Source organism: Plantactinospora siamensis (assembly GCF_042434095.1).
Classification (GTDB): Bacteria; Actinomycetota; Actinomycetes; order Mycobacteriales; family Micromonosporaceae; genus KBS50.
Map to the genome: position 1 here is coordinate 281019 of NZ_JBHLUE010000004.1, position 22916 is coordinate 303934.

The 22916-nt window shown below is 75.3% G+C and carries 18 protein-coding genes and 1 riboswitch; of the genes, 6 read left to right on the forward strand and 12 right to left on the reverse strand.

Going from position 1 to position 22916, the window contains the following annotated elements; genetic code table 11:
- Positions 1-234 precede the first annotated feature (234 nt).
- Positions 235-4815, forward strand: a complete 4581-nt coding sequence (locus ACFFHU_RS06230; RefSeq protein WP_377336621.1) for an ATP-dependent helicase — start codon at positions 235-237, stop codon at positions 4813-4815.
- Positions 4816-5006: 191 nt separating this feature from the next.
- Here ACFFHU_RS06230 and ACFFHU_RS06235 read toward each other — a convergent pair whose 3' ends face one another.
- From ACFFHU_RS06235 to ACFFHU_RS06245, 3 genes are all read right to left on the reverse strand, one after another.
- Entirely contained in the window at positions 5007-5762 is a 756-nt protein-coding gene (locus tag ACFFHU_RS06235; protein WP_377336623.1) for an SDR family NAD(P)-dependent oxidoreductase, read from the reverse strand.
- Between the two features lie 176 nt (positions 5763-5938).
- A complete protein-coding gene (locus tag ACFFHU_RS06240; protein WP_377336625.1) occupies positions 5939-6763 on the reverse strand; it encodes an SAM-dependent methyltransferase in 825 nt (274 codons plus the stop codon).
- Positions 6764-6952: 189 nt separating this feature from the next.
- Positions 6953-7888: an LLM class F420-dependent oxidoreductase gene (locus tag ACFFHU_RS06245; RefSeq protein WP_377336627.1), complete on the reverse strand. Its 936-nt coding sequence runs from the start codon at positions 7886-7888 to the stop codon at positions 6953-6955.
- A 108-nt stretch (positions 7889-7996) separates the two neighbouring features.
- Between ACFFHU_RS06245 and ACFFHU_RS06250 the strand changes: the two genes are divergently transcribed.
- From ACFFHU_RS06250 to ACFFHU_RS06260, 3 genes are all read left to right on the forward strand, one after another.
- Positions 7997-8863, forward strand: coding sequence for an SAM hydrolase/SAM-dependent halogenase family protein (locus ACFFHU_RS06250; protein ID WP_377336629.1), 867 nt, complete (start codon positions 7997-7999; stop codon positions 8861-8863).
- Positions 8864-8892: 29 nt separating this feature from the next.
- Positions 8893-9138, forward strand: a complete 246-nt coding sequence (locus ACFFHU_RS06255) for a CPCC family cysteine-rich protein (protein ID WP_377336631.1) — start codon at positions 8893-8895, stop codon at positions 9136-9138.
- 69 nt (positions 9139-9207) lie between these two features.
- Positions 9208-10074 carry a DNA-formamidopyrimidine glycosylase family protein gene (locus tag ACFFHU_RS06260; protein ID WP_377336634.1) on the forward strand — a complete coding sequence of 289 codons (867 nt, stop codon included), beginning with the start codon at positions 9208-9210 and terminating at the stop codon, positions 10072-10074.
- A gap of 502 nt (positions 10075-10576) precedes the next feature.
- Here the strand turns inward: ACFFHU_RS06260 and pspM are convergent.
- The 7 genes from pspM to ACFFHU_RS06295 form a co-directional block, all read right to left on the reverse strand.
- Positions 10577-11347 (reverse strand): phage shock envelope stress response protein PspM, encoded by a 771-nt coding sequence (pspM, locus tag ACFFHU_RS06265; RefSeq protein ID WP_377336636.1) that lies wholly within the window; start codon positions 11345-11347, stop codon positions 10577-10579.
- A gap of 22 nt (positions 11348-11369) precedes the next feature.
- Positions 11370-12236, reverse strand: a complete 867-nt coding sequence (locus tag ACFFHU_RS06270; RefSeq protein ID WP_377336637.1) for a PspA/IM30 family protein — start codon at positions 12234-12236, stop codon at positions 11370-11372.
- Positions 12237-12473: 237 nt separating this feature from the next.
- Complete coding sequence (locus ACFFHU_RS06275; protein WP_377336638.1) at positions 12474-13013, reverse strand: helix-turn-helix domain-containing protein; 540 nt, start codon at positions 13011-13013, stop codon at positions 12474-12476.
- Positions 13014-13233: 220 nt separating this feature from the next.
- Positions 13234-13752 carry a CinA family protein gene (locus ACFFHU_RS06280; RefSeq protein ID WP_377336639.1) on the reverse strand — a complete coding sequence of 173 codons (519 nt, stop codon included), beginning with the start codon at positions 13750-13752 and terminating at the stop codon, positions 13234-13236.
- Positions 13753-13803: 51 nt separating this feature from the next.
- Positions 13804-14463: a CDP-diacylglycerol--glycerol-3-phosphate 3-phosphatidyltransferase gene (pgsA, locus tag ACFFHU_RS06285; protein WP_377336641.1), complete on the reverse strand. Its 660-nt coding sequence runs from the start codon at positions 14461-14463 to the stop codon at positions 13804-13806.
- Positions 14464-14486: 23 nt separating this feature from the next.
- The gene (rimO, locus tag ACFFHU_RS06290; RefSeq protein WP_377336642.1) at positions 14487-15980 is read right to left on the reverse strand and encodes a 30S ribosomal protein S12 methylthiotransferase RimO; all 1494 of its coding nucleotides are present in this window, start codon (positions 15978-15980) and stop codon (positions 14487-14489) included.
- Positions 15981-16122: 142 nt separating this feature from the next.
- The gene (locus ACFFHU_RS06295) at positions 16123-17046 is read right to left on the reverse strand and encodes an ornithine cyclodeaminase family protein (RefSeq protein WP_377336644.1); all 924 of its coding nucleotides are present in this window, start codon (positions 17044-17046) and stop codon (positions 16123-16125) included.
- Between the two features lie 85 nt (positions 17047-17131).
- Positions 17132-17200: riboswitch (guanidine-III (ykkC-III) riboswitch) on the forward strand.
- 36 nt (positions 17201-17236) lie between these two features.
- On the opposite strand from ACFFHU_RS06295, the gene ACFFHU_RS06300 reads away from it, so the two are divergent.
- Positions 17237-17551: a DMT family transporter gene (locus tag ACFFHU_RS06300; RefSeq protein ID WP_377337256.1), complete on the forward strand. Its 315-nt coding sequence runs from the start codon at positions 17237-17239 to the stop codon at positions 17549-17551.
- 10 nt (positions 17552-17561) lie between these two features.
- On the opposite strand, the gene ACFFHU_RS06305 is transcribed toward ACFFHU_RS06300, so the two are convergent.
- Positions 17562-20045 carry an FtsK/SpoIIIE family DNA translocase gene (locus tag ACFFHU_RS06305; protein WP_377336646.1) on the reverse strand — a complete coding sequence of 828 codons (2484 nt, stop codon included), beginning with the start codon at positions 20043-20045 and terminating at the stop codon, positions 17562-17564.
- A gap of 272 nt (positions 20046-20317) precedes the next feature.
- On the opposite strand from ACFFHU_RS06305, the gene ACFFHU_RS06310 reads away from it, so the two are divergent.
- Positions 20318-21424 carry a hypothetical protein gene (locus tag ACFFHU_RS06310; RefSeq protein WP_377336648.1) on the forward strand — a complete coding sequence of 369 codons (1107 nt, stop codon included), beginning with the start codon at positions 20318-20320 and terminating at the stop codon, positions 21422-21424.
- A 194-nt stretch (positions 21425-21618) separates the two neighbouring features.
- Here ACFFHU_RS06310 and ACFFHU_RS06315 read toward each other — a convergent pair whose 3' ends face one another.
- The gene (locus ACFFHU_RS06315; protein WP_377336650.1) at positions 21619-22908 is read right to left on the reverse strand and encodes a S1 family peptidase; all 1290 of its coding nucleotides are present in this window, start codon (positions 22906-22908) and stop codon (positions 21619-21621) included.
- Between the last annotated feature and the right edge of the window lie 8 nt (positions 22909-22916).

A 22916-nucleotide genomic window follows, 5' to 3' on the forward strand; every position in this document is an offset into this window, starting at 1 on the left:
TCGGCGCCGAGCGGTGAGGTGCGCTCGACGACGGTCACCCGGCCTCCTCCGGTCCATACTCTGTGTTACCGAAGAACTTACGGTAAGTGCCGAGAATCCGGCAAGTAGTTAAGGGATAATTAATGCTTTTAGGTCGGTTTCTTTGGCTGAGGGTGAATCCAGGAATCCGGTCCGTAGGACTTCCCGCCGGACGGGCCGAGCAGGATGTCGTACGCACGGGGCAGGATTGAGGACGTGCAGGAGGCGTTGACGGGATTTGGGGTGGCGACCCGGGAGTGGTTCGCCGCCGCCTTCGCCGCGCCCACCGACGCTCAGGTCGGCGCCTGGCGGGCCATCGCGGCCGGCCGCAACGCGCTGGTGGTCGCGCCGACCGGCTCCGGCAAGACGCTCGCGGCGTTCCTCTGGTCGCTGGACCGGCTGGCCCGGGAGCCGGCCCCGGAGGATCGGCTGCGCCGCTGCCGGGTGCTCTACGTGAGTCCGCTCAAGGCCCTCGCGGTCGACGTCGAGCGCAACCTACGCGCGCCGTTGACCGGCATCCGGCAGGCCGCCACCCGGCTGAGCATGCCGCCGCCGGAGATCACCGTCGGGATGCGCACCGGCGACACCCCGGCGGACGAGCGCCGGGCCTTCGCCCGCACCCCGCCGGACATCCTGATCACCACTCCGGAGTCGCTGTTCCTCCTGCTCACCTCCGCCGCGCGCGAGTCGCTGCGCGGGGTCGAGACGGTGATCGTCGACGAGGTGCACGCGGTGGCCGCGACGAAGCGGGGCGCCCACCTCGCCCTCTCGCTGGAGCGGTTGGACGACCTCCTCCCGGCCCCGGCCCAGCGGATCGGGCTGTCCGCCACCGTTCGACCGGTGGCGGAGACGGCCCGTTTTCTCGGCGGTTCCCGGCCGGTCGACGTCGTCCAGCCGCCCACCGCCAAGACGATCGAGGTCAGCGTCCAGGTGCCGGTGGAGGACATGACCCGGCTCGACGAGGCGGCCGAGCCCGTCGACGACGAGCTGGGCGGGCCACGCCGGGCATCCATCTGGCCGGCCGTCGAGGAACGGGTCTATTCGCTGGTCCGGGCCCACCGGTCATCCATCGTCTTCGCCAACTCGCGGCGCGGCGCCGAACGGCTCTGCGCCCGGCTCAACGAGCTGGCGGCGGAGGCCGCCGAGGCCGAGCTGGCCGCCGCGGAGGGCCGGGATGGCGCACCGGCCGGTGCGCCGGCTCGGCCCGGCCGGCCCCCCGCGGAGATCATGGCGCAGTCCGGCGCGGCCGCCGGCGCGCCGCCGGTGATCGCCCGGGCGCACCACGGCAGCGTCTCCCGGGAGGAGCGCAAGCACATCGAGGAGGCGCTCAAGTCGGGCCAGCTTCCGGCCGTGGTCGCCACCTCGAGCCTCGAGCTCGGCATCGACATGGGCGCGGTCGACCTCGTGGTGCAGATCGAGGCGCCGCCCAGCGTCGCGGCCGGTCTGCAACGCGTCGGGCGGGCGGGCCACCAGGTCGGCGCCGTCTCCCGCGGCGTGGTGTTCCCGAAGCACCGTGGCGACCTGCTCTCCTGCGCCGTGGTGGCCGATCGGATGGCGGACGGCGCGATCGAGGAGCTGCACTACCCGCGCAACCCGCTCGACGTGCTGGCCCAGCAGATCGTCGCGATGGTCGCGCTCGACGCCTGGCGGGTCGGCGACCTGGCCACGCTGGTCCGCCGGGCCGCGCCCTTCGCCGAGCTGCCCGAGTCCGCGCTGGTGGCCGTGCTCGACATGCTCTCCGGGCGCTATCCGTCCACCGCCTTCGCCGAGCTCCGTCCGCGGCTGGTCTGGGACCGGGCCGCCGACGTGCTGTCCGGCCGCCCCGGCGCGCAGCGGCTCGCCGTGACCAGCGGCGGCACCATTCCGGACCGCGGCATGTTCGGGGTGTTCCTGGCCGGCGCCGAGCGCGCGGCCCGGGTCGGCGAGCTGGACGAGGAGATGGTCTACGAGTCGCGGGTCGGCGACGTCTTCATGCTGGGCTCCTCGTCGTGGCGGATCGAGGAGATCACCCCGGATCGGGTGCTCGTCTCCCCCGCCCCCGGTCAGGCGGCCCGGATGCCGTTCTGGAAGGGCGACGCCCTGGGCCGACCGGTCGAGCTCGGCCGCGCCATCGGCGCCCGGCTGCGCGGGCTGGCCCGCGCCGACGAGGACGCCGCCCGCGCCGACCTGGCCGAGCGCGGCCTGGACGAGTGGGCCGCCGGCAACCTGGTGAGCTACCTGCGCGAGCAGCGGGAGGCCACCCGGGCGCTGCCCGACGACCGCACCGTGCTGGTCGAACGGTTCCGGGACGAGCTCGGGGACTGGCGTCTGGCCGTGCACTGCCTGCTCGGCGCCCGGGTCAACGGGCCCTGGGCGCTGGCCATCGGGCGCCGGTTGGCCGAGCGGTACGGGGTGGACGCCCAGGTCATGCCGGCGGACGACGGCATCGTGGTGCGACTGCCCGACACCGCCGACGAGCCGCCGGGCGCCGACGTGGTGGCGTTCGACCCGGATGAGATCGTCCAGCTGGTCGAGGAGTCCGTGGGCACCTCGGCGATGTTCGCCAGCCGCTTCCGCGAGTGCGCGGCCCGGGCCCTGCTGCTGCCCCGCCGCGATCCGCGCCGCCGGCAACCGCTGTGGCAGCAGCGCCAGCGCGCCGCGCAGCTGCTCGACGTGGCCCGGGAGTTCGCCGACTTCCCGGTCACCCTGGAGGCGGCCCGGGAGTGCCTGCAGGACGTCTTCGACCTGCCCGGGCTGGCCGGCCTGATGCGCGAGCTGGCCGGCCGGAAGGTGCGGCTGGTCGAGGTGGAGACGTCCCGCCCGTCGCCGTTCGCCCGATCCCTGCTGTTCGGCTACGTGGGCGCCTTCCTGTACGAGGGCGACTCGCCGCTGGCCGAGCGCCGCGCCGCCGCGCTGGCCCTGGACTCGACGCTGCTGGGCGAGCTGCTCGGCCGGGTCGACCTGCGGGAGCTGCTCGATCCGGCCGTGGTGGCCGAGACCGAGCGCCGGCTCCGCTGGCTCACGCAGGAGCGGCGGGCCCGGGACGCCGAGGACGTGGTGGAGCTGTTGCGGCTGCTCGGCGACCTGACCGACGAGGAGCTGGCCGAGCGCGGCGCCCGCCCCGAGTGGCTGACCGAGCTGGAGTCCGCCCGCCGCGTCCTGCGGGTGCGGATCGCCGGCCAGGAACGGTGGATCGGGGTCGAGGACGCGGGCCGGGTCCGGGACGCGCTCGGGGTGGCCCTGCCGGTCGGGGTGGCCGAGGCGTACCTGGCACCGGTCGCCGATCCGCTCGGTGACCTGGTGGCCCGGTACGCGCGCGGCCACGGACCGTTCGCGGCGGCCACCTGCGCGGCCCGGTTCGGCCTCGGGGTGTTCGTGGTCGAGCAGGCGCTCCGCCGCCTCGCGGCGACCGGTCGGGTGGTCTCGGGCGAGTTCCGGCCGGACGGCGCGGGCGCCGAGTGGTGCGACGCGGAGGTGCTGCGGCTGCTGCGTCGCCGGTCGCTGGCGGCGCTGCGCCGGGAGATCGAGCCGGTCCCCCCGCGGGCGCTGGCCGCCTTTCTGCCCCGCTGGCAGCAGATCGGGTCGTCGGCTCGCGGCGTCGACGCGGTGGCCGCGGTCATCGAGCAGCTTCAGGGCGTGGCGGTGCCGGCCTCCGCGCTGGAACGCCTGGTCCTGCCGGCCCGGGTGGCGGACTATTCGCCGGCCTACCTGGACGAGCTGTGCGCGAGCGGCGAGGTGCGGTGGGCCGGCGCCGGCGCGATCAGCGGCGGGGACGGCTGGGTGACCCTCGCGTACGCGGACACCGCCCCGCTGCTGCTGCCGCCCCCGGACGACGCGCTCGCCGTCACCCCCCTGCACGAGGCGGTGCTCGCGGCCCTGGGCGACGGGCAGGCACTGTTCTTCCGGGCCCTGTCCGAGCGGTGCGCGTCAACCGACGACGCCGCGCTGGTGGCCGCGATCTGGGACCTGGTCTGGGCCGGTCGGCTGACCAACGACACCCTCGCGCCGCTGCGTACGGCACTGGGCGGTGGCGGCGCGCACCGGGCCCGGTCCGGCGGTCCCCGCACCCGCTACCGCCGGCCCGGTCGACCCACCCTGCCCGCCCGCAGCGGCCCGCCGACCGCGGCCGGCCGCTGGTCGCTGCTCCCGGAGCGCGACACCGATCCGACCCGCCGCGCCGCCGCCGTGGCGGACGCGCTGCTGGAACGGCACGGGGTGGTGACCCGCGGAGCGGTGGCCGCCGAGGGCGTGTCGGGCGGTTTCGCGGGCGTCTATCCGGTGCTGTCCGCGCTCGAGGAGCGGGGCGCCGCCCGCCGTGGCTACTTTGTGGACGGTCTGGGCGCCGCCCAGTTCGCCGTGCCGGGCGCGGTCGATCGGATCCGCGCCCTCGCCGAGCCGGCCACGCTGGACAGGTCCGGCTCGGCACCCGCGCTGGTGCTTGCCGCGACCGATCCGGCCAGCCCGTACGGCGCGGCGCTGCCCTGGCCCGACCGGGTGGTCGACTCCGGCGACGGCGAAACCGCGCCGGCCGGCGGGCACCGGGCCGGCCGGAAGGCCGGCGCCCTGGTGGTGCTCACCGGGGGCGCCCTCACGCTGTACGTCGAACGCGGCGGGCGCACCGTGCTCTCGTTCACCGACGACCCCGACGCGCTGGCGGCCGCGGCCAAGGCACTGGCCGACGCCGTGCACTCCGGGGCGCTCGGCGCCATCTCGGTGGAACGCGCCGACGGCGGCGCGGTCCGGTCGACGCCGCTGGCCGAGTCCCTCACCGCCGCCGGCTTCCGGGCCACCCCGCGGGGCCTACGGCTACGCGGATAGGCCGGCGAGCCACCCCGGCCGACCGCCGCCACGCGTCGTCCAGGCCAGACGCGCCGACCAGGCCAGACGCGCCGACCAGGCCAGACGCGCCACCCACGGCCGCACCACCCACGGACACGGCCTGGGTCCGCGGGCCGGTCACGGGCCGCCGATCACCGATCGCGGATTGCGGATTGCGGATTGCGGATCGGTCACACCATCACGCTGCCGCCGGCCACGTCCAGGACCGTGCCGGTCACCCAGGACGAGTCGTCGGAGGCGAGGTAGAGCGCCGCCCGGGCGACGTCCTCGGGCGTGCCGAGCCGGCGGATCGGCCGGGACTCGATCAGCGACCGCTGCTGCTCCGCCGAGATCAGCGCGCGGGTTCGCTCGGTGAGGATCGTCTCCGGCGCCACGCAGTTGGCCCGGATGCCGTACGGGCCCACCTGGGCCGCCAGGTCCTGGGTGAACAGCTGGAGCCCGGCCTTCGCGGCCGCGTACGCGATGGGGGCCAGCTCCGACCGCCGCCGGCCGGCGGACGACGAGATGGTGATGATGACTCCGGACCGCCGCGCCTTCATGCCCGGCAGGAACTCCCGGACGGTCAGGAACGGGCCGGTGAGGTTGCCCTCGAGGGCCGCCCGCCACTCCTGCGGGGTGATGTCCTCCACCGGCCTCGGCCGGTGCCCGCCGCCGGCGTTGACCACCAGGATCTCGACCGGTCCCAGCACCTCCTCCGCCTCGGCCCGCATGGCGGCCACCCGGGCCGGGTCGGTGACATCGCCCGTCACGGAGACCGCCCGGCCACCGGCCTCCCCGATCCGGTCCCGCACCGCGGCCGCGGCCGCCGCGTCCCGGCCGTGCACCACCACGCTCGCGCCGGCCGCGGCGAACGTTTCGGCGATCACCGCGCCGATTCCCCGGGAACTCCCGGTCACCAGCGCCACCCTGTCCCGCAGGCTCGACATGGTCCCTCCTCCCCGGCCACCGGTCGGTCCGCCGGCCGCGGATCGATCCTGTCGGCACAACGAGGGCGAGGCGTCCGTCCGGGGACGACGACACCGGTACGCGCCCGGGCGTAGACCGCGCGACGCCGGCCACACCGCCGGCCGGCCGAAATCGGCGCGCCCGGCCGTTGGCCGGGTCAGGGCAGCCGGGCGACCACGCCGAGCACCGACACGTCCACCGGGTCGGGGCGGTCGGCCCCGGCGACCGGGCGCCAGTCGCTCACCGGCACGACCCCCGGCTCGATCAGGTCGAGCCCGGCGAAGAGCGCGGCAAGTTCCGCCCGGCTGCGCGGGAACACGTCCGTCCGGCCCGAGGCCACCAGCATGTCGTACGTGGCGGCATCCTCGGGACGCATGAAGTCCTTGGTGGCATTGCTCGCGGCCGCATAGCTGCCCGGCGGCAGCGCCGAGACGAGCCGGCGCACGATCCGGGCGACCTCGTCGTTGTCCCGGATGAAGTGCAGCACCGCGATCAGCATGAGCGCGACCGGCCGGTCGAGATCGAGCACCCGGCGCAGGTCCGGATGGTGCAGGATCGCCTCCGGCTCCCGCAGGTCCGCCTCGAGATAGGCGGTGGCGCCCTCCGGGGTGCTCGTCATCAACGCCCGGGCGTGCACCCCCACCATCGGATCGTTGTCCACGTACACCACGCGGCTGTCCGGGGCGATGGCCTGGGCCACCTCGTGCGTGTTGTCGGCCGTCGGCAGGCCGGTGCCGATGTCGAGGAACTGCCGGATACCGGCCTGGCCGGTGAGGAACGCGGTGACCCGCTTGAGGAACCGGCGGTTCTCGATCGCCGCCGTCCGTACGCTCGGCCAGGCGGCCGCGATCTGGTCGCCGGAGGCGCGGTCGGCGGCGAAGTTGTCCTTGCCGCCGAGCCAGTAGTTGTACCGGCGGGCGGGGTGCGGCACGGAGGTGTCGATGGCGTGCTGCAGGTGCCGGGAGGTGGATGCTTCGCGCACGCCGGTCGCCCTCTCGTCGGTGGCCCGTTCCCACTCCTGGGCTCCCGAGGGCGTTCCACGGTGGTCCCGGAGGCGGGTTCAGTGTAGAGAGCGACCGGCGGCGCGACGACCCCGTGTGGCCGTGTCGCGACACCGGGTGTCGGCCGTGGTGATGCGGCGGGGTCGGCGGATCGCCCCACCCGACGCGGCTCAGAGCAGCGGCGCCACCTCGGCGGCGATCAGGTCCAGGTGGTCCAGGTCGGACAGGTCCAGCACCTGCAGGAAGAACCGGGACGCGCCGAGCTCGGCGTACGCGCGCAGCTGCTCCGAGACCTGCTCGGGCGTACCGACCACGCCCGCGCCGGACTCGCGCAGCTCGGCCGGGTCCCGACCGATCGCATCGGCCCGGCGGCGCACCTCGGCGTCGTCCCGGCCGCAGACCACGGTGAGCGCGGCGGACAGCGTCAGCGGCCGGTCATCGCCGCGGCCGGCATCGGCGCAGGCCTTCCGGACCGCGGCGTAGCTGCGCCGCACGTCCTCGACCGAGGCGAACGGCACGTTGAACTCGTCCGCGTACCGGGCGGCCAGCCGGGGCGTCCGGGTGGCGCCCTTGCCGCCGATGATCAGCGGCGGGTACGGCCGCTGGACCGGCTTCGGCAGGCCGGGCGAGTCGGCCACCTGGTAGTGCCGGCCGGTGTGCCGGAACGCGCCGCCGGGCTCGGTCCGCCACAGCCCGGTGATCACTTCGAGCTGCTCGGTGAGCCGGTCGAACCGCTCGCCGAGCGGCGGGAACGGGATGCCGTACGCCGAGTGCTCCTCGGCGTACCACCCGGTGCCCAGCCCGAGTTCCACCCGGCCGCCGCTCATGGCGTCCACCTGGGCCACCGAGATAGCCAGCGGGCCGGGCAGCCGGAAGGTGGCCGAGGTGACCAGCGTGCCGAGCCGGATCCGTTCGGTCTGCACCGCGAGCGCGGCCAGGGTCAGCCACGCGTCGGTGGGGCCGGGCAGGCCGTCGCCGCCCATCGTCAGGTAGTGGTCGGACCGGAAGAAGCCGTCGAAGCCGCAGTCCTGGGTGTGCCGGGCGACCCGGAGCAGGTCACCGTAGGAGGCGCCCTGCTGGGGTTCGGTGAAGACACAGAGTCGCATGCGGCCAACTCTGCCAGGCCGCCGCCCGTACCGCCCGGCGACGACGCCCGGGCGCGGCCCCGCGCGACCGGCCGCGCCCGGGCTGCCGGCCCGCGCTACCGTTCGGGCATGGCTGGCTACCCCTGGATCAGCTTCACGACCGACTACGGCCTCTCCGACGGTTTCGTCGCGGCCTGCCACGGGGCGATCGCCCGGCTGGCCCCCGCGGCCCGGGTGATCGACGTGACCCACCTGATCCATCCGGGAGACGTGCGGCACGGCGCCGCGGTGCTCTCCCAGACGGTCGCCCACCTGCCGCCCGCCGTACACCTCGCCGTGGTCGACCCCGGCGTGGGCACGGCCCGCCGGCCGGTCGCGGTGGAGACCGAGGGCGGCCTGCTGGTCGGTCCGGACAACGGCCTGCTGCCGTGGGCGGCCGACGTGCTCGGCGGGGTACGGACGGCGGTCGAGCTGACCAACCGGGACTGGTTCGCGCCCACCGTGTCCCGGACGTTCCACGGGCGGGACATCTTCGCGCCGGTGGCCGCCAGGTTGGCCGCGGGCGATCCGCCGGCCGGCGCCGGCCCGCAGATCGATCCGGACACCCTGGTTCGCCTGCCCGAGCCGCTGGTGACCGCCGGGGACGGCTGGGTGGAGGCCGAGGTGCTGACGGTCGACCGGTTCGGCAACGTCCAGCTCGCGGCCCCGGCCGGGGCGCTCACCGGGCTCGGCCCGCGGCTGCGGGTGGGTGACGTCCCGGCGGTGCTGGGCCACACCTTCGGGTCCGCTCCGGACGGTGGGCTGGTCGTCTACGCCGACTCGGCCGACATGGTCGCCGTGGCGGTCAACGGCGGGCGGGCCGCCGTGGTGCTGGCGGTCGCGCCCGGCGACGTCCTCCGGATCGCCACCACGCACACCGCCACCGCGCACGCCGCCACCGCGGACGCCGCGAGCGCGGCCGGCGACGACGACCCGTCCGGGGTAGCTCTCCCTTGATCCTGATCCGCTGTGACATGCTGGCCGACGTGGGTAAGCACTCCATCGACCTCGATGTCTGTCCCTGCTGCGGCTACCGCACCGGGGACCCCACCTGTCCGGTGTGCCGCTGGACGGACGACGGCCGGGCCGACGCGGACCCCGAGGTCGCGCGGGGCGGCCCCAACGGCCGGTTGAGCCTGGCCGACGCCCGGCTCAACTACCAGATCTTCGGCACGAGCCGGCCGGGCTGGCGCGGCGAGGGCCGGCCACCGGGCCGGGAGGACCTGCCATGACCGTCGGCGCGCGCCGCGGTGGTCGGACGACCATCGGGTACGGCGGGCGCGGCCAGGCGGGATGGGCCGTTGCCCGAGGGTGACACCGTCTGGAACACCGCCCGCGTCCTGCACCGGGCGCTGATCGGCGGGCGGCTGACGGCCAGCGACTTCCGGGTGCCGCAGCTGGCCACCACGGATCTCACCGGCGCGACCGTGCTGAGTTCCGGCAGCCGCGGCAAGCACCTGCTGCTGCGGGTGCGGACGCCCCGGGACGAGCGACTGACCCTGCACTCGCACCTGCGGATGGATGGGGCCTGGCGGGCGTACGCCCCGGGCGAGCGCTGGGCGGCCCGGCCCGCCCACCTCATCCGGGTGGTGCTGCGCACCGCCGAGGCCGTGGCCGTCGGCTACCACCTGCACGAGCTGGCCCTGGTGCCGACGCAGGACGAGGAGCGGTTGGTCGGGCACCTCGGCCCGGACCTGCTGGGTCCCGACTGGGACGCGGCCGAGGCGACCCGCCGGCTCGGCGCCGAACCGGACCGGGAGATCGCCGAGGCCCTGCTCGATCAGCGCAATCTGGCGGGCATCGGCAACCTGTACAAGTGCGAGCTGCTGTTCCTGCGCGGCGTCTGGCCGTGGACCCGGGTCGGCGACGTACCGGACCTGGCCGGGATGGTGGCCCTGGCCCAGCGGCTGCTGGCGGCCAACCGTGGGCGGTGGACCCAGAGCACCACCGGCTCGCTGCGGCGCGGCGAAACGAGCTATGTGTACGGCCGCCGCGCCCAGCCATGCCGCCGGTGCGGCGCCGCGATCGCCAAGCGGGAGCAGGGCGAGCGGGTCACCTACTGGTGCCCGCGCTGCCAGCCGGAGCCGGAAGGGTCCATACGGGACGAACTCGCCTCGGGCGGCGGGCCCACGCCGGGCCGGCCCACCGCGGACGGTGCGGCCGGCTAGGGTCGGCGCGTGCGACTCACCGTGATCGGTTGCGGCGGTTCGCTCCCGCCCCGGCCTCGGCCTGCTCCTGCTACCTGGTCGAGCACGAGGGGTACCACCTCCTGCTGGATCTCGGCGCCGGCGCGTCCGGTCCGCTCCAGCGGTTCGCCCGGCCGGTGACATCGACACCGTGCTGCTGTCCCATGCCCACACCGACCACCCGGCGGACGCCACCCAGCTGTGGCGGCTGCGAGTCGAGTCGGCCTCCCCGCCGCGCTCTGGACCCGCCGCCCGCCGTAAGCCCTCGGCCGCCCGCCGCCCGCCGCCCGCCGCCCGCCGCCGGCCGCCGGCCGGCGATCCCAGGTCGACCGATGCCATGATCAACACAATGTCGGTGATCCAGGGGCATCCCGGTCGCTTCGACCCACCAATGTCACCGATCTTGTGTTGATCATGAGCGGGCGCGGGGGTACCGATCCGTCGGGGCCGGCGAAGGTGCCGGTGGGAAGGGACGGGATCGGGCTCAGTGCGCGGCGCGGGTCCACTCGGCGGCGCCCCGAAACTCGGCGAGCCCGGTGGCCACGCCGTGCAGGAAGTCGCTGGCCTCGGTCAGCCGGGCCACCGAGGGATGATCGCCGACCGGGCTGGCGTCCTCGGCCACGTAACCGGCCGCGGCCGCGACCAGCCGCTCGTACGCCGTCACCCCGCCGTCGAGCTGCGCGAGCAGCCGGGCGTGCGCGGCCGCGAGGGAGGGCCGGGACTCGTCGGGGGCGATCCGGACGGCGCGCTCGATCTCGGCCACCCGGCGGGCCAGGTCCCGCAGCGAGCGTTCGGCGGCGGTCGCCTCCAGCAGCGCCTCGTCGCCGGCCCCGGTGAGCCGGCCGGCGAGCCCGGCCAACGCCTGCGCGGCCCGGTCCAGCCGGGCCCACGGGCCGGCCGCGGCCGACCCGCGCAGCGCCAGCCGGGACCGCTGCCGGCGTACCTCGCCGACGGCCATCCGGCCGGCCGGGAACCGTTCGACGGTGGCGATCAGCCGGGCCTGCGCCTGCTCGGCGGTCTCCGCGGGCGGCATCGGCTGCCGGGTGAGCGCCCGCAGGTCGGCCCAGCGCCAGGCGGCCAGCAACGCCGTGCCGCCGGCCGCGGCCGCCCAGGCCGCGTCCGGCAGGCCCACCCCGTGGTACGGGGTGAGCACCGCGGCCGCGCCGGTGAGGGTGCCGGCCAGCGTGCTCCAGCGCCGGGCACCCCGGCGCAGCCTGCGCACCTGGCGTAGGTATCGACTCCGCTGGTCGGCCACGTGTCCCCCCGTCGGTCCGTCCTCAGCCGGCGGCGCTGGTGTCACCACCAGCGGCCTTGTCCCTGGCCATGCTGGCCCTGATCTCGTCGAGCCGGGCCACCGAGGCGGCGTCGGCGCCGGACTCGGTCTGGCCGATCGCCGGCTTGCCCTGGCCGCCGGCGAGCTGGCCGCCGGTCATGCCGGCCCGGATCTGCTCCAGCCGCGACTCGCCGGCCAGGTCCAGGCTGGACTTCTGGATCTCCAGCATCCGGCCCTCGACCGAGTTGCCGGCCAGCTCGGCCCGGCCCATGGCGGTGGCGTACCGGGACTCGATCTTTTCCCGCACCTCGTCCAGCGAGGGGGTGTTGCCGGGCGCGGCGAGCGAGGACATCGACTCGAGCGAGCGGGCCACGCTCTCCTGCATCTTGGCCTGCTCGAGCTGGCTGAGCAGCTTGGTGCGCTCGGCGAGCTTCTGCTGGAGGATCATGGAGTTGTTCTCGACGGCCTTCCGCGCCTGGGCGGCCGCGTTCAACGCCTGGTCGTGCAGGGTCTTGAGATCCTCGGTCTGCTGCTCGGCCGAGACCAGCTGGGTGGCCAGCGTCTGCGCCGACTGCTCGTACTTCTGCGCCTCGGGTTCGTCGCCGCCGGACCGGGACCGGTCGGCGAGCACCAGCGCCTGCCGGGCCATCCCCTGGAGGCGCTCCACCTCGGCGATGTTCCGCGACAGCCGCATCTCCAGCTGCCGCTGGTTGCCGATCACCGCGGCGGCCTGCTGGACCAGCGCCTGGTGCTGCCGCTGGGCGTCCTCGATGGCCTGCTGGATCTGCACCTTCGGGTCGGCGTACTCATCGATCTTGGCGCCGAACAGCGCCATCATGTAGCGCCAGCCCTTGACGAACGGGTTCGCCATCTCCGCGGTATCCCCTCACACATCAATCGCTCGCCTCGACCACGCCGGCCGGGCCCGACCCTGGGCCGGCCGCCGCACGGCGTGGCCTCCATCGTCGCAGCCGCGCGCCACTCGCGGCAGAGGACCGGCGGTGCGAAGTTGAACCCGCCCGGTATCGGGAGATCAACCCTACGCTCCGCAGCGGTCCCCAGCCAGGCCGGAAGGGCATGCCGGCTGGGATGACGGCGCGGTCGGGCCTCAGCCCACGCAGACGACGTCGCGGTCGCCGCCGCGCTCCCGGCGGGGGGCCCGCAGGGTCGCCTTGAGCGGAAACTCCTGGCCGACCGACAGCGACACCCGGCCATCCGAGGTGACCGTACGCACGGGCGCCTCGGCGGACCGCTCGCGGCCCGGCAGGCGTTCGGCGGCGGCCCGGGCGACCTGCTCGGTGCGGCCAGCACCGGCCGGCGCGGGCGTCTTCTCCAGCGCGTCGACCTTCCGGTCCCGCGCCGGCAGGGCCGCGGGCTCGGGCTGGTGGGCCGGCAGCAGCACCCCGGGCACCTGCTCGGCCAGCGCCAGGGTGTCGCTCACCTCGCCCAGCACCTCGGAGAGGCGGGCGCCGAGGGCGTCACAGATCGCCGCGAGCAGCTCGCTGGACGCCTCCTTCTGGCCGCGCTCGATCTCGGACAGGTAGCCCAGGCTGACGTTGGCCGCGGTGGACACCTCGCGCAGGGTCCGGTGTTGTCCCTGTCGGCGCGCGCGTAGAGCGTCACCAATGACTCGGCGCAGCAGGATCATCGCACCTCCCCGTCCCGTGACACTCCGGTGGCTTCCACCGCTCGGCGGGCGGGCGGTGGACCCGCGCTCCGCGACCGGTGATCGGGAGCTTGCCCGCAACCGTACCCGGTGCGGGCCCGGACGACATCCCGCCCCGCCCGTGGGTACGTCGTCAGCGCCGTTCCGGTTCGACCCGCCCCAGCATGCGTTCCGGCGGGCGAGCGCGGCGCGGTCCGGGCGATCAGTGCCGCGACGGCTCCTCCGCGGCCGCGTGCAGTTCGGTGGTGAGCAGGTGCAGCGCCTCCACCATGGCGGCGTTGCGGATCGCGTGCCGGCCGCCCTCGAGGTCCAACCGCCGAATGGCCGTGCCGCGCGGACCGGCGCAGGCCACGTACACCTCGCCCACCGGGTGGCCGTCCTGCGGCTCCGGGCCGGCCACGCCCGTGGTGGCCAGCGCCCAGTCCGCCCGGCAGCGCCGCCGGCCGCCCTCGGCGAGCGCCACGGCCACGTCGGGATCCACCGGTCCGCGCGCGGCCAGCAGCTCGTCCGGTACGCCCGCCAGCCGCCCCTTGAGGTCGGTGGCGTAGACGATCAGCCCGCCCCGGTATACCGCGCTGACCCCGGCGATCTCCACGATCGTCGTGGCCAGCAGGCCGCCGGTCAGCGACTCGACGGTCGCGAGCGTCTGACCCCGCTCGGCGAGCAGGTGTACGGCGGCCGCGGCCGCGCTCCCTGATCCGTGGTCCGCGCCGGCGCTCATCACCCTCCCTGACTTCAGGCGGTGCCGGGGTCGAGGCGGTACCGGAGTGACTCAGGCCCGGCGAAGCCGGACGGCCCGGACAACGTAGTCCAATCCGGTCGCCACCGTTACGATAACCGCCAGGCCCATGATCCAGCCACCGATGCCGGCCGCCACGCCCGGCACCGGCCACAGGTACCAGACGATCGCGAGGATCTGCAGGGCCGTCTTGACCTTGCCACCCCGGCTCGCGGCGATCACGCCGTAGCGGATGACCCAGAACCGGATGAGGGTCACCCCCAGCTCCCGGGCCAGGATCACCACGGTGACCCACCAGGGCAGCCGGTCGTACCAGGAGAGCAGCACCAGGGCCGCGCCGGTCAGCGCCTTGTCGGCGATGGGGTCGGCGACCTTGCCGAACGAGGTGACCAGGCCGTACCTGCGGGCGATCCAGCCGTCCACCAGGTCGGTGGTGGAGGCCACCGCGAAGGTCACCGTGGCGGCGATCCGCCAGCCCGGATGCACCAGGGCCGAGGAGGCGACGAGCACCACGAACACGGGCACCAGCACGATGCGCAGCGCGGTGAGCGCGTTCGCCGCGTTCGCCACCGGCACCGGGGCCGGCAGGGGGTCGGCGACCGGCTCGGGATCGGCGACCGGCTCGACGTCGGCCGGTCCGGACGCCGGCGGCGCCGCGGCGGCCCAGTCCGTCCGCCCACTCCCCTCGGTCATCCCGATCCCCCCATCTCGGCGCCTCACCCGGCGGCGGACACCAGCTCGACGGGCTCGGCCACCAGGTCCACGCCCTCCGTGCCGGTGACCTTGGCCCGGACGAGGTCGCCGGGACGCAGCGCGGCCAGGTCGGCCGCGCCGTCCGGCGCCACCAGCGTGGTCGACCCGTCCACCTCGGGCGCCTGGTGCGCGGCCCGGCCCTCGACCACGCCGTCGGCCACCGTGTCCACCAGCACCTCGACCTCGGCGCCCAACCGCTCCTCGGCGCGCTGCGAGCACAGCTCGTCGGCCAGCCGGATCAGCCGGTCGTACCGCCGGCGCACCGTCGCGGCCGGCACCTTGCCGGGCAGGCCGGCCGCCTCGGTGCCGTCCTCGTCGCTGTAGTCGAACACGCCGATGGCGTCCAACCGGGCCTCGGTGAGGAACCGGACCAGCTCGTCGACGTCCCGCCGGGTCTCGCCGGGGAAGCCCACGATGAAGTTGCTGCGCGCGCCGGCCTCCGGGGCCAGCCGGCGGGCCGTCCCGAGCAGCTCCAGGAAGCGCTCGGTGGAGCCGAACCGGCGCATCCGGCGCAGCACCGGCTCGCTCGAATGCTGGAACGACAGGTCGAAGTAGGGCGCCACCCCCGGCGTGCCGGCGATGGCCTCCACCAGGCCGGGACGGGTCTCGGCCGGTTGCAGGTAGCTCACCCGGACCCGGGCGATGCCGCGCACCGCTGCCAGCTGCGGGAGCAGCTTCTCCAGCGCCCGCGGATCGCCGAGATCCTTCCCGTAGGAGGTGGAGTTCTCGCTGACCAGCACCAGCTCCCGGACGCCCGTGCCGGCCAGCCACTCGGCCTCGGCCAGCAGCTCGTCCGGGGTACGCGAGACGAAGGCGCCGCGGAAGGCGGGGATGGCGCAGAAGGAGCACCGCCGGTCGCAGCCGCTGGCGAGCTTGAGCGAGGCCACCGGGCCGGCGCCCAGCCGGCGGCGCAGCACCGACCGCAGGTGCGCCGGGGTGTGCTCGTCGGTCACCGGCTCGGCCACCGGGCCGCCGTGGCCGGGCAGCACCACCGCGTTACCGCGGCGCGCCACCGGGGTGATCGGCAGCAGCTCCCGCCGGTCCCGCGGCACATGCGAGTCGACCCGCTCGCCGGCCAGCACCGAGGATAGCCGGGCGGAGATCTCCGGATAGTCGTCGAAGCCGAGCACCGCCTGCGCCTCGGGCATGCTGTCGTGCAGCTCCCGCCCGTACCGCTCGGCCATGCAGCCGGCGGCCACCACCCGGGCGCCCGACTCGGCCGCCGCGAGCAGCGTCTGGATCGACTCCTGCTTGGCCTTTTCCACGAAACCGCAGGTGTTGACCAGCACCACGTCGGCGCCGTCACCGTCGGTGGTCACCTGCCAGCCATCGGCGTCCAGCCGCGCGGCCAGCTCCTCCGAGTCGACCTCGTTACGGGCGCAGCCCAGGGTGAGCAGGGCGACCCGGCGGCCGGCGGCGGGGGCACCGTCTGGGGAAGATGAGCTGGCGGACACCATCCGAGCCTACCGGGCCGGTCCGACGGGCCGCCCACCGTGCCGAGACCCGCGGGCCTCGTCACACCCGGCCCCCCGCCCCCCGCCCGGGGCCCGACCGTGCCCCGGGCCCTGACCGGGCCCCGGGCCCGACCGTGGCCGGGCGTCATCCCACCCGGGCGTTGGCCCGGGCCAGCCGGTCGAGCAGGAAGACCTCGGTGCCGGCCAGCCCGACCGAGCAGAACAGGCTCACCTCGTCGGCCCGGGTGCGGCCGGGCGCCGCGCCGGCCAGCACCGCGCCGAGCGGGACCAGCCGATCCAGGTACGGGGGCGCGGCCGCCAGCATCGGCGGGTCGTACCCGAGCACCTGCGCCGGCGAGTCGGTGGCCAGCACCTCCGCCCGGTCCAGCAGGTCGGCGCCGAACTCGGCCCGGCCGGCCTGCTTGAAGCCCACGGCGTTGACGTGGGCGCCGGGCGCCAGGTCGGTGGCCGCCAGCACCGGGGTGGCGCTGGTGGTGGCGAGCACCACGATGTCGGCGTCCCGGACCGCCGCCGCGGCGCCGTCGACGGCCCGGACCGGCACCCCGAGCTCGGCGCGGACCCGGGCGGCGAACCGGTCCCGGTGCGTCGCCGTACGGCTGAACACCCGCACCTGGCGCAGCGGCCGCACCGCCGCGGCGGCCCAGACCTGGGTCCACGCCTGTCCCCCGGCGCCGATCACGGCCAGGGTGTCCGCATCGGGCCGGGCCAACGCGTCCACGGCCACCCCGCCGATCGCCCCGGTACGCCGGGATCCGATCTCGGCGCCCACGGCGATCGCGCGGATCCGGCCCGTGTCGGACTCGTGCAGCACCACCAACTGCTCGCCGTCGGGCCGCCCGAACGTGTCGTAGCTGCGGTATCCGTACCATTCCGGGTCGAGCCGGCCGGCGGTGAAGACCAGCCGCCCCCCGTCGAGCGGCACGGCGGCCCGCGGCGGGGCCACCAGCCGGCCCTCGTACGCGGCAAGCAGCGCCGCCCGCATCGCGGCCACGGCCTCCGGGGCATCCAGCCCGGCCGCCACGTCGGCATCGGTGAACAGCATCGTCATCCCCGCATCCTGAAACCTCACCCCAACTTCAGGTCAACCCCGACCGTGGTCGGCCCGGACCGGGAGGCCGACTTCGGCTAGCGTGGGCGGCGGCGCACCCACTCCGCCCCGGACGAGGTGCGGGTCGTACCCGGTAATGCGAAGACGACCCGCGGACCGTGACCCGTCGTGGCTGGAAGGTGTGATCGTGATGGCCTGGCTCGTGTTGGTGCTGTCGGGGCTGCTGGAGACGACCTGGGCGATCGCCCTGGACCGCAGCCAGGGCTTCAGCCGGCCGATCCCCTCGGTGATCTTCGCGGTGACCGCGATCGGCAGCGTGGTCGGGTTGGGCTACGCGCTGCGGGAGATCCCGGTCGGCACCGGCTACGCGGTCTGGGTCGGCATCGGCGCCGTGGGCACCGCGGCGGTCGGGATGATCGCGCTCGGCGAGTCGACGAACCTGCCCCGGCTGCTCTGCCTGCTCCTGGTGATCGCCGGCGTGATCGGGCTCAAGATCTTTTCCTGACCGGCGGCGGTCAGGCCGCCCCGCGGACGCCGGACAGCGCGTCCTCCAGCTCGTCCGGCTTGACCAGCACGTCTCGGGCCTTCGACCCCTCGGACGGGCCCACGATGCCGCGGGTCTCCATCAGGTCCATCAGCCGGCCGGCCTTGGCGAACCCGACCCGGAGCTTGCGTTGCAGCATCGAGGTCGAGCCGAACTGCGAGGTGACCACCAGCTCGATCGCCTGGACCAGCAGCTCCAGGTCGTCGCCGATGTCCTCGTCGATCTTCTTCTTGCTCTCCTGGCCGACCGTCAGCACGTCCGGGCGGAACTCCGGCTCGCGCTGGTCCTTGCAGAACTTGACGATCCCCTCGATCTCCTTCTCCGACACCCAGGCGCCCTGGATGCGGGTGGGCTTCGAGGCGCCCATCGGCAGGAACAGGCCGTCGCCCCGGCCGATCAGCTTTTCCGCGCCGGGCTGGTCGAGGATGACCCGCGAGTCGGCCAGCGAGGACGTGGCGAACGCGAGCCGGGACGGCACGTTGGCCTTGATGAGGCCGGTGACCACGTCCACCGACGGCCGCTGGGTGGCCAGCACCAGGTGGATCCCCGCGGCCCGGGCCAGCTGGGTGATCCGGACGACCGAGTCCTCCACGTCCCGCGGCGCCACCATCATGAGGTCCGCGAGTTCGTCGACGATGACCAGCAGGTAGGGGTAGGGCCGGATCTCCCGCTCGCTGCCGGGCGGCGGCTTGATCTCGCCGGCCCGCACCCGCCGGTTGTAGTCGTCGATGTGCCGTACGCCGTTGGCGGCCAGGTCGTCGTACCGCATGTCCATCTCACGGACCACCCAGTCCAGCGACTCGGCCGCCTTCTTGGGGTTCGTGACGATGGGCGTGACCAGGTGCGGGATGCCCTCGTACATGGTCATCTCGACGCGCTTCGGGTCGATCAGCAGCAGCCGAACCTCGTCCGGGGTCGACCGGGCCAGGATGGACACCAGCAGCGAGTTGAGGCAGCTGGACTTGCCGGCGCCGGTGGCGCCGGCGATCAGGATGTGCGGCATCTTGGCCAGGTTGGCCACCACGAAGCCGCCCTCGATGTCCTTGCCGAGCGCCACCACCATCGGGTGGTGGTCGGCGGCCGCGGCCCGGGACCGCAGCACGTCCCCGAGCGCCACGTCCTCGCGGTCGGTGTTCGGGATCTCCACACCCACCGCGCTCTTGCCCGGGATCGGGCTGAGGATCCGGACGTCCGGCGACTTGACCGCGTACGCGATGTTGCGGGAGAGCTGGGTGATCCGCTCCACCTTCACGCCGTGGCCCAGCTCCACCTCGTACCGGGTGACGGTGGGCCCGCGGGTGAAGCCGGTCACCGCGGCGTCGATGTTGAACTGGTCGAACACGCCGGTGAGCGCCGCGATGACCTCGTCGTTGGCCCGGCTGCGGGTCTTTGGCGCGCCGCCCTTGCCGAGCATGTTGGCCGGCGGCAGCTTGTAGTCACCGGAGAGTGCCGTCAGGTCCAGCTGCTCGGCGCGGGTCGGCAGCGGCGAATGGTCGGGCGGCGCAGGCGCCCGGCGCGCCGGCACCCGCGGCCGGCGCGGCAACTCGACCGTCTCCTGCAGCGAGACGGGCTCCGCGTCCGCCACGTCCTCGTCGGACGGATCCTCCTCGTCGACCGACGGGCCGGGCCGGCGTACCGGCCGGCGCTTGCGGGGCGGCGCCTCGGCCGTCCCCGGCCCGACCTCGGCCTCCGGCGCGGCGCCGGTGACCGTCCCGGCGAGCAGGCCCAGCCGCTCGGGGATCTTGTTGATCGGTGTGGCCGTGACCACCAGCAGCCCGAACACCAGCAACAGCACCAGCAGCGGTACGGCGACCCAGGCGGTCACGCCGTGCTCCAGCAGATCGCCGACGCCGGCACCGAGCAGGCCGCCCGCGTAATCGCGCTGGGCGTTGTCGATCGGGTGCTGGGCGATGTGCAGCAGCGCGTCGGTGGCCACGATCAGCGCGGACCAGCCGACCATCCCGCGACCGCGGTGCTCCTCCTCGGGCGGCACCGGATGCCGCAGCAACCGGTAGGCCCCGACCCCCAGCAGCACCGGCAGCACCACGGAGACGGCCCCGATGAACAGCCGGATCGTGTCGGCCAGCCGCGCGCCCAGCGGACCGGCCGCGGAGAACCACACGGCCACCGCGGTCAGGATGGCGAGCCCGAGCAGCAGCAGACCGGCGCCGTCGCGGCGATGCTCCGGGTCCAGCTCGCGGGCGGTGGCGGCCCGCCGGCCGGCCGCGCGAACCCCCCAGCCCACGCCGTGCGCCAGGCCCATCCACACCGCTCCGATGGCGCGTCCCAGGTGGACCGCCGGGGAGGTGCGGGTGGTCCGGCTGGTCCGGCGCGCCGTGGACCGCCCGCGCGCCGGCTGCCGGCCGCGGGCGCTCGTGCCGCGGCCGCGCGAACTGGCACCACGCGTCGACGACGCGCCGCGTCTGCGACTCGTGGATGAGGTGCGGCCGGCCATAGAGTCACAGGGTAGTCGTGCGGTTGGCGCAATCCGCGGTTCTGCGGTCCGTGTCCGACCGCCGATGCATGCTGCATGGAAACGGCGCGAGCGTCGCCGCGCGGGCGACGCGAGCGACACTGCGGCGGCATGCGCGCCACCGCGGCGTGATGTGACCAACACCGCAACGGCACGGCGCGGCGTCGCCGGCACGGCGTCAGCGACGCGGCGGCGGCACGGCGCGGGACGCCGCGGCGGCACGATGGGACCAACGTCTCCAGAAGGGACGCCGCATGCGGGCATCCGGCACGGTCGCGGCGGCCCTGGCGCTGGCACGGGACCTGCCGGACGGCCCGCGCCGGCTGTTTGAGCTGGCCGCGGTGGCCGCCCTGGCCGATGCGGCGCGCGCCCCCGGGCTGGGCCTCGCCGCCCGGCTGGATCTGCTCGAGACGGCGCTCCGGTTGGGCGAGGGGCCACGTACGCCCGCATTGCTGCGCTGGTGCCTGACCACGGTGGAGCGCCGGCCCGGACTGCTGACCGGCGAGGACGACGAGCGGCTGCGCATCGCGCAGGAACAGGCGGTGGCGGCCACGCTCGACACGCCCCGACTCGACCTGGCCGACGCGGCCACTCTGGTGGACGACCTGTCCCGGTGGCTCCGGTCCCGGGGGCGGCCGCCCGGGCGGGCGTACCGGCTGCGGGCCAGGCTCGCCGACCACGTGGGGGACGCCGCGGCCGCGCGGAGCTGGCTGGCGCGGGCCCGCGCCGAGGGCGACGACGGCTGCCCGGCGTGCGTGGCGGTCACCGGGGCGGAGCTGTTGGGCGGCTGGGGCGACTGGTCGGGCGCGCTGCGCGGGCTCGCGCCCGCCCTCGTGGCGGGTTCCCCGTGCACCGCCGCGCCGGAGCGTGGGCTGGCCGCGGCGCTGCTGCCGTACCTGGGCGCCGGTCAGCCGGAGGCGGCGGCCCGGGCGCACGGGCGGGCCTGGCGACGGCATCGCCGGGAGCGTGCGGCGTCCCGGACGGTCGCCACCCACCTGCGGTTTCTGGCACTCACCGGCCGATACCGGCAGGGCTTCGCGGCGCTCGCGGCCCGGCTGCCCGGGCCGGACGAGCCGGGGTCGGAGCTGGCCGTCATGGAGCTGGCCGCGGCGGGCGCGCTGCTCTGCCGGCGGGCCGCCACCGACCCGCTGGCCGAGGTGTCCGTCCCGGAGCGGCTTGCCGAACCGGACCTCGCCGTGCTGGGCGGCCGGCTGCGGGACCGGGCGTACGGGCTGGCCGAGCGCTTCGACGCCCGGAACGGCACCCGGCACCAGTCGGACCGGATGGCCGACTGGCTGGCCGAGGCGCTCCCGGGCCGGCGTCTGGGACCGCCCGCCGCCGGACCGGCTGGGGCCGATTGACCGGATTGTGAAACTCCTGGTGTCGCCTCCGGCATGGCGGCAGGGCCACCGTCACCGATCCGCGCGCCAGCTGGCCTCGTCCATGCCGGGCCGTCGCCAGGGTCGGGAGGGTCCGTGCCGGCCGGTGGCTCATTGCCCGCACCGGCAGGGTGCGGCGCCGGATCCCGGTACGGGCTCCCGGGACGCCCGCCCGATCAGCGCCGCGGCACCTGGTGGCGGACCCGCGAGCTCGGCGCGGCCGGCGCGCCCGGTCCGTCGCCCGCCGCGTCGTCCGGGTTGGCCGAGCCGGCGCCGTTGGCGCTGGCGGCGGTCACCAGCGTGAGCCCGTTCGCCTGCAGGATCTCGGTGATCGGCTGGAAGAACGTCACACCGCCCCGGGTGCAGTCGCCGGATCCGCCCGAGGTGACCCCCTGGGCCTGGTCGCCGGAGATCCAGGAGCCGCCGGAGTCCCCCGCCTCGGCGCAGACGTTGGTCCGGGTGAGCCCGGTGACCGTGCCCTCCGGGTAGTTCACCGTGGCGTTCTTGGCCTGGATCACCCCGCAGCGCACCCCGGTGGTCGAGCCGGACCGGCAGATCGACGCGCCGACCGGCGCCTCGGTGGACCCGTTCACCGGCACCGTGCCGCCGTTGAAGTCGTTGACCACGCCCTGCGGCTGCCAGTCGCCGTTCACCCGGACCACCCCCCAGTCGTCGCCCGGGAACGAGCTGGCCGTGAAGACGCCCTGGCTGACCTGGTTGAAGCCGGTGGTGGTGCTGCCGCGCTGCCCGCAGTGGCCGGCCGTGACGAACCCGCCGGTCACGGCGAACCCGATGGAACACCGGGCCCGACCATCGATGAAGTACGGATCCCCGCCATGCACCGCGAACAGCGGACGGGGCGACTCGGCCGAGGTGACCATCCGGACGGCCGACGGGTCGACGCCGCTCCTGGTCACCAGCCGCTGGGCCGCGCGCTCGCCGCCGGGGCGGACCAGCATGGTGACCGTGTTGCCCGACACGTCGACGTACCAGCCGGTCGCGCCGCTGCCAGCCGCGGTGGGACTCGAGCCGGTGGAGTCGTCCAGCGCCCGGTCCAGGCGCTGCTTGGCCCGGTCCAGGTCGCCGGCGGTGCGGGCCACCACGACCGGATCGGCGCCGGCAGCGCGTACCCGGTCGACCTGCGCCGGATCGGTCACCGCCACGGTGAGCCGGGCGCCGTCCCGGCTCAGCCAGGCGCCGCCCCAGGCGCTCGCCCCGACCGCCGCCTTCAGGGCGCCGGTGGTGGCGGTCGCGACCCGTTCCCGCCGCAGCCGGGCACGGGCCTGGTCCGGCGAGATGGCCAGATCGTGGGAGAGCGCGGCCACGAGTTCGGGCGCCTCGCTCGCGGCCGGTGCGGCCGGACGGCCACCCGGGTGCTCGTCCGCGAGCGCCGGGAGCGTCACCACGCCCAGGGCCAGCAGCCCCGCCGCGGTCACTCCGGACAGGATCACCCGTCTGCGGTCCATCGTCGACT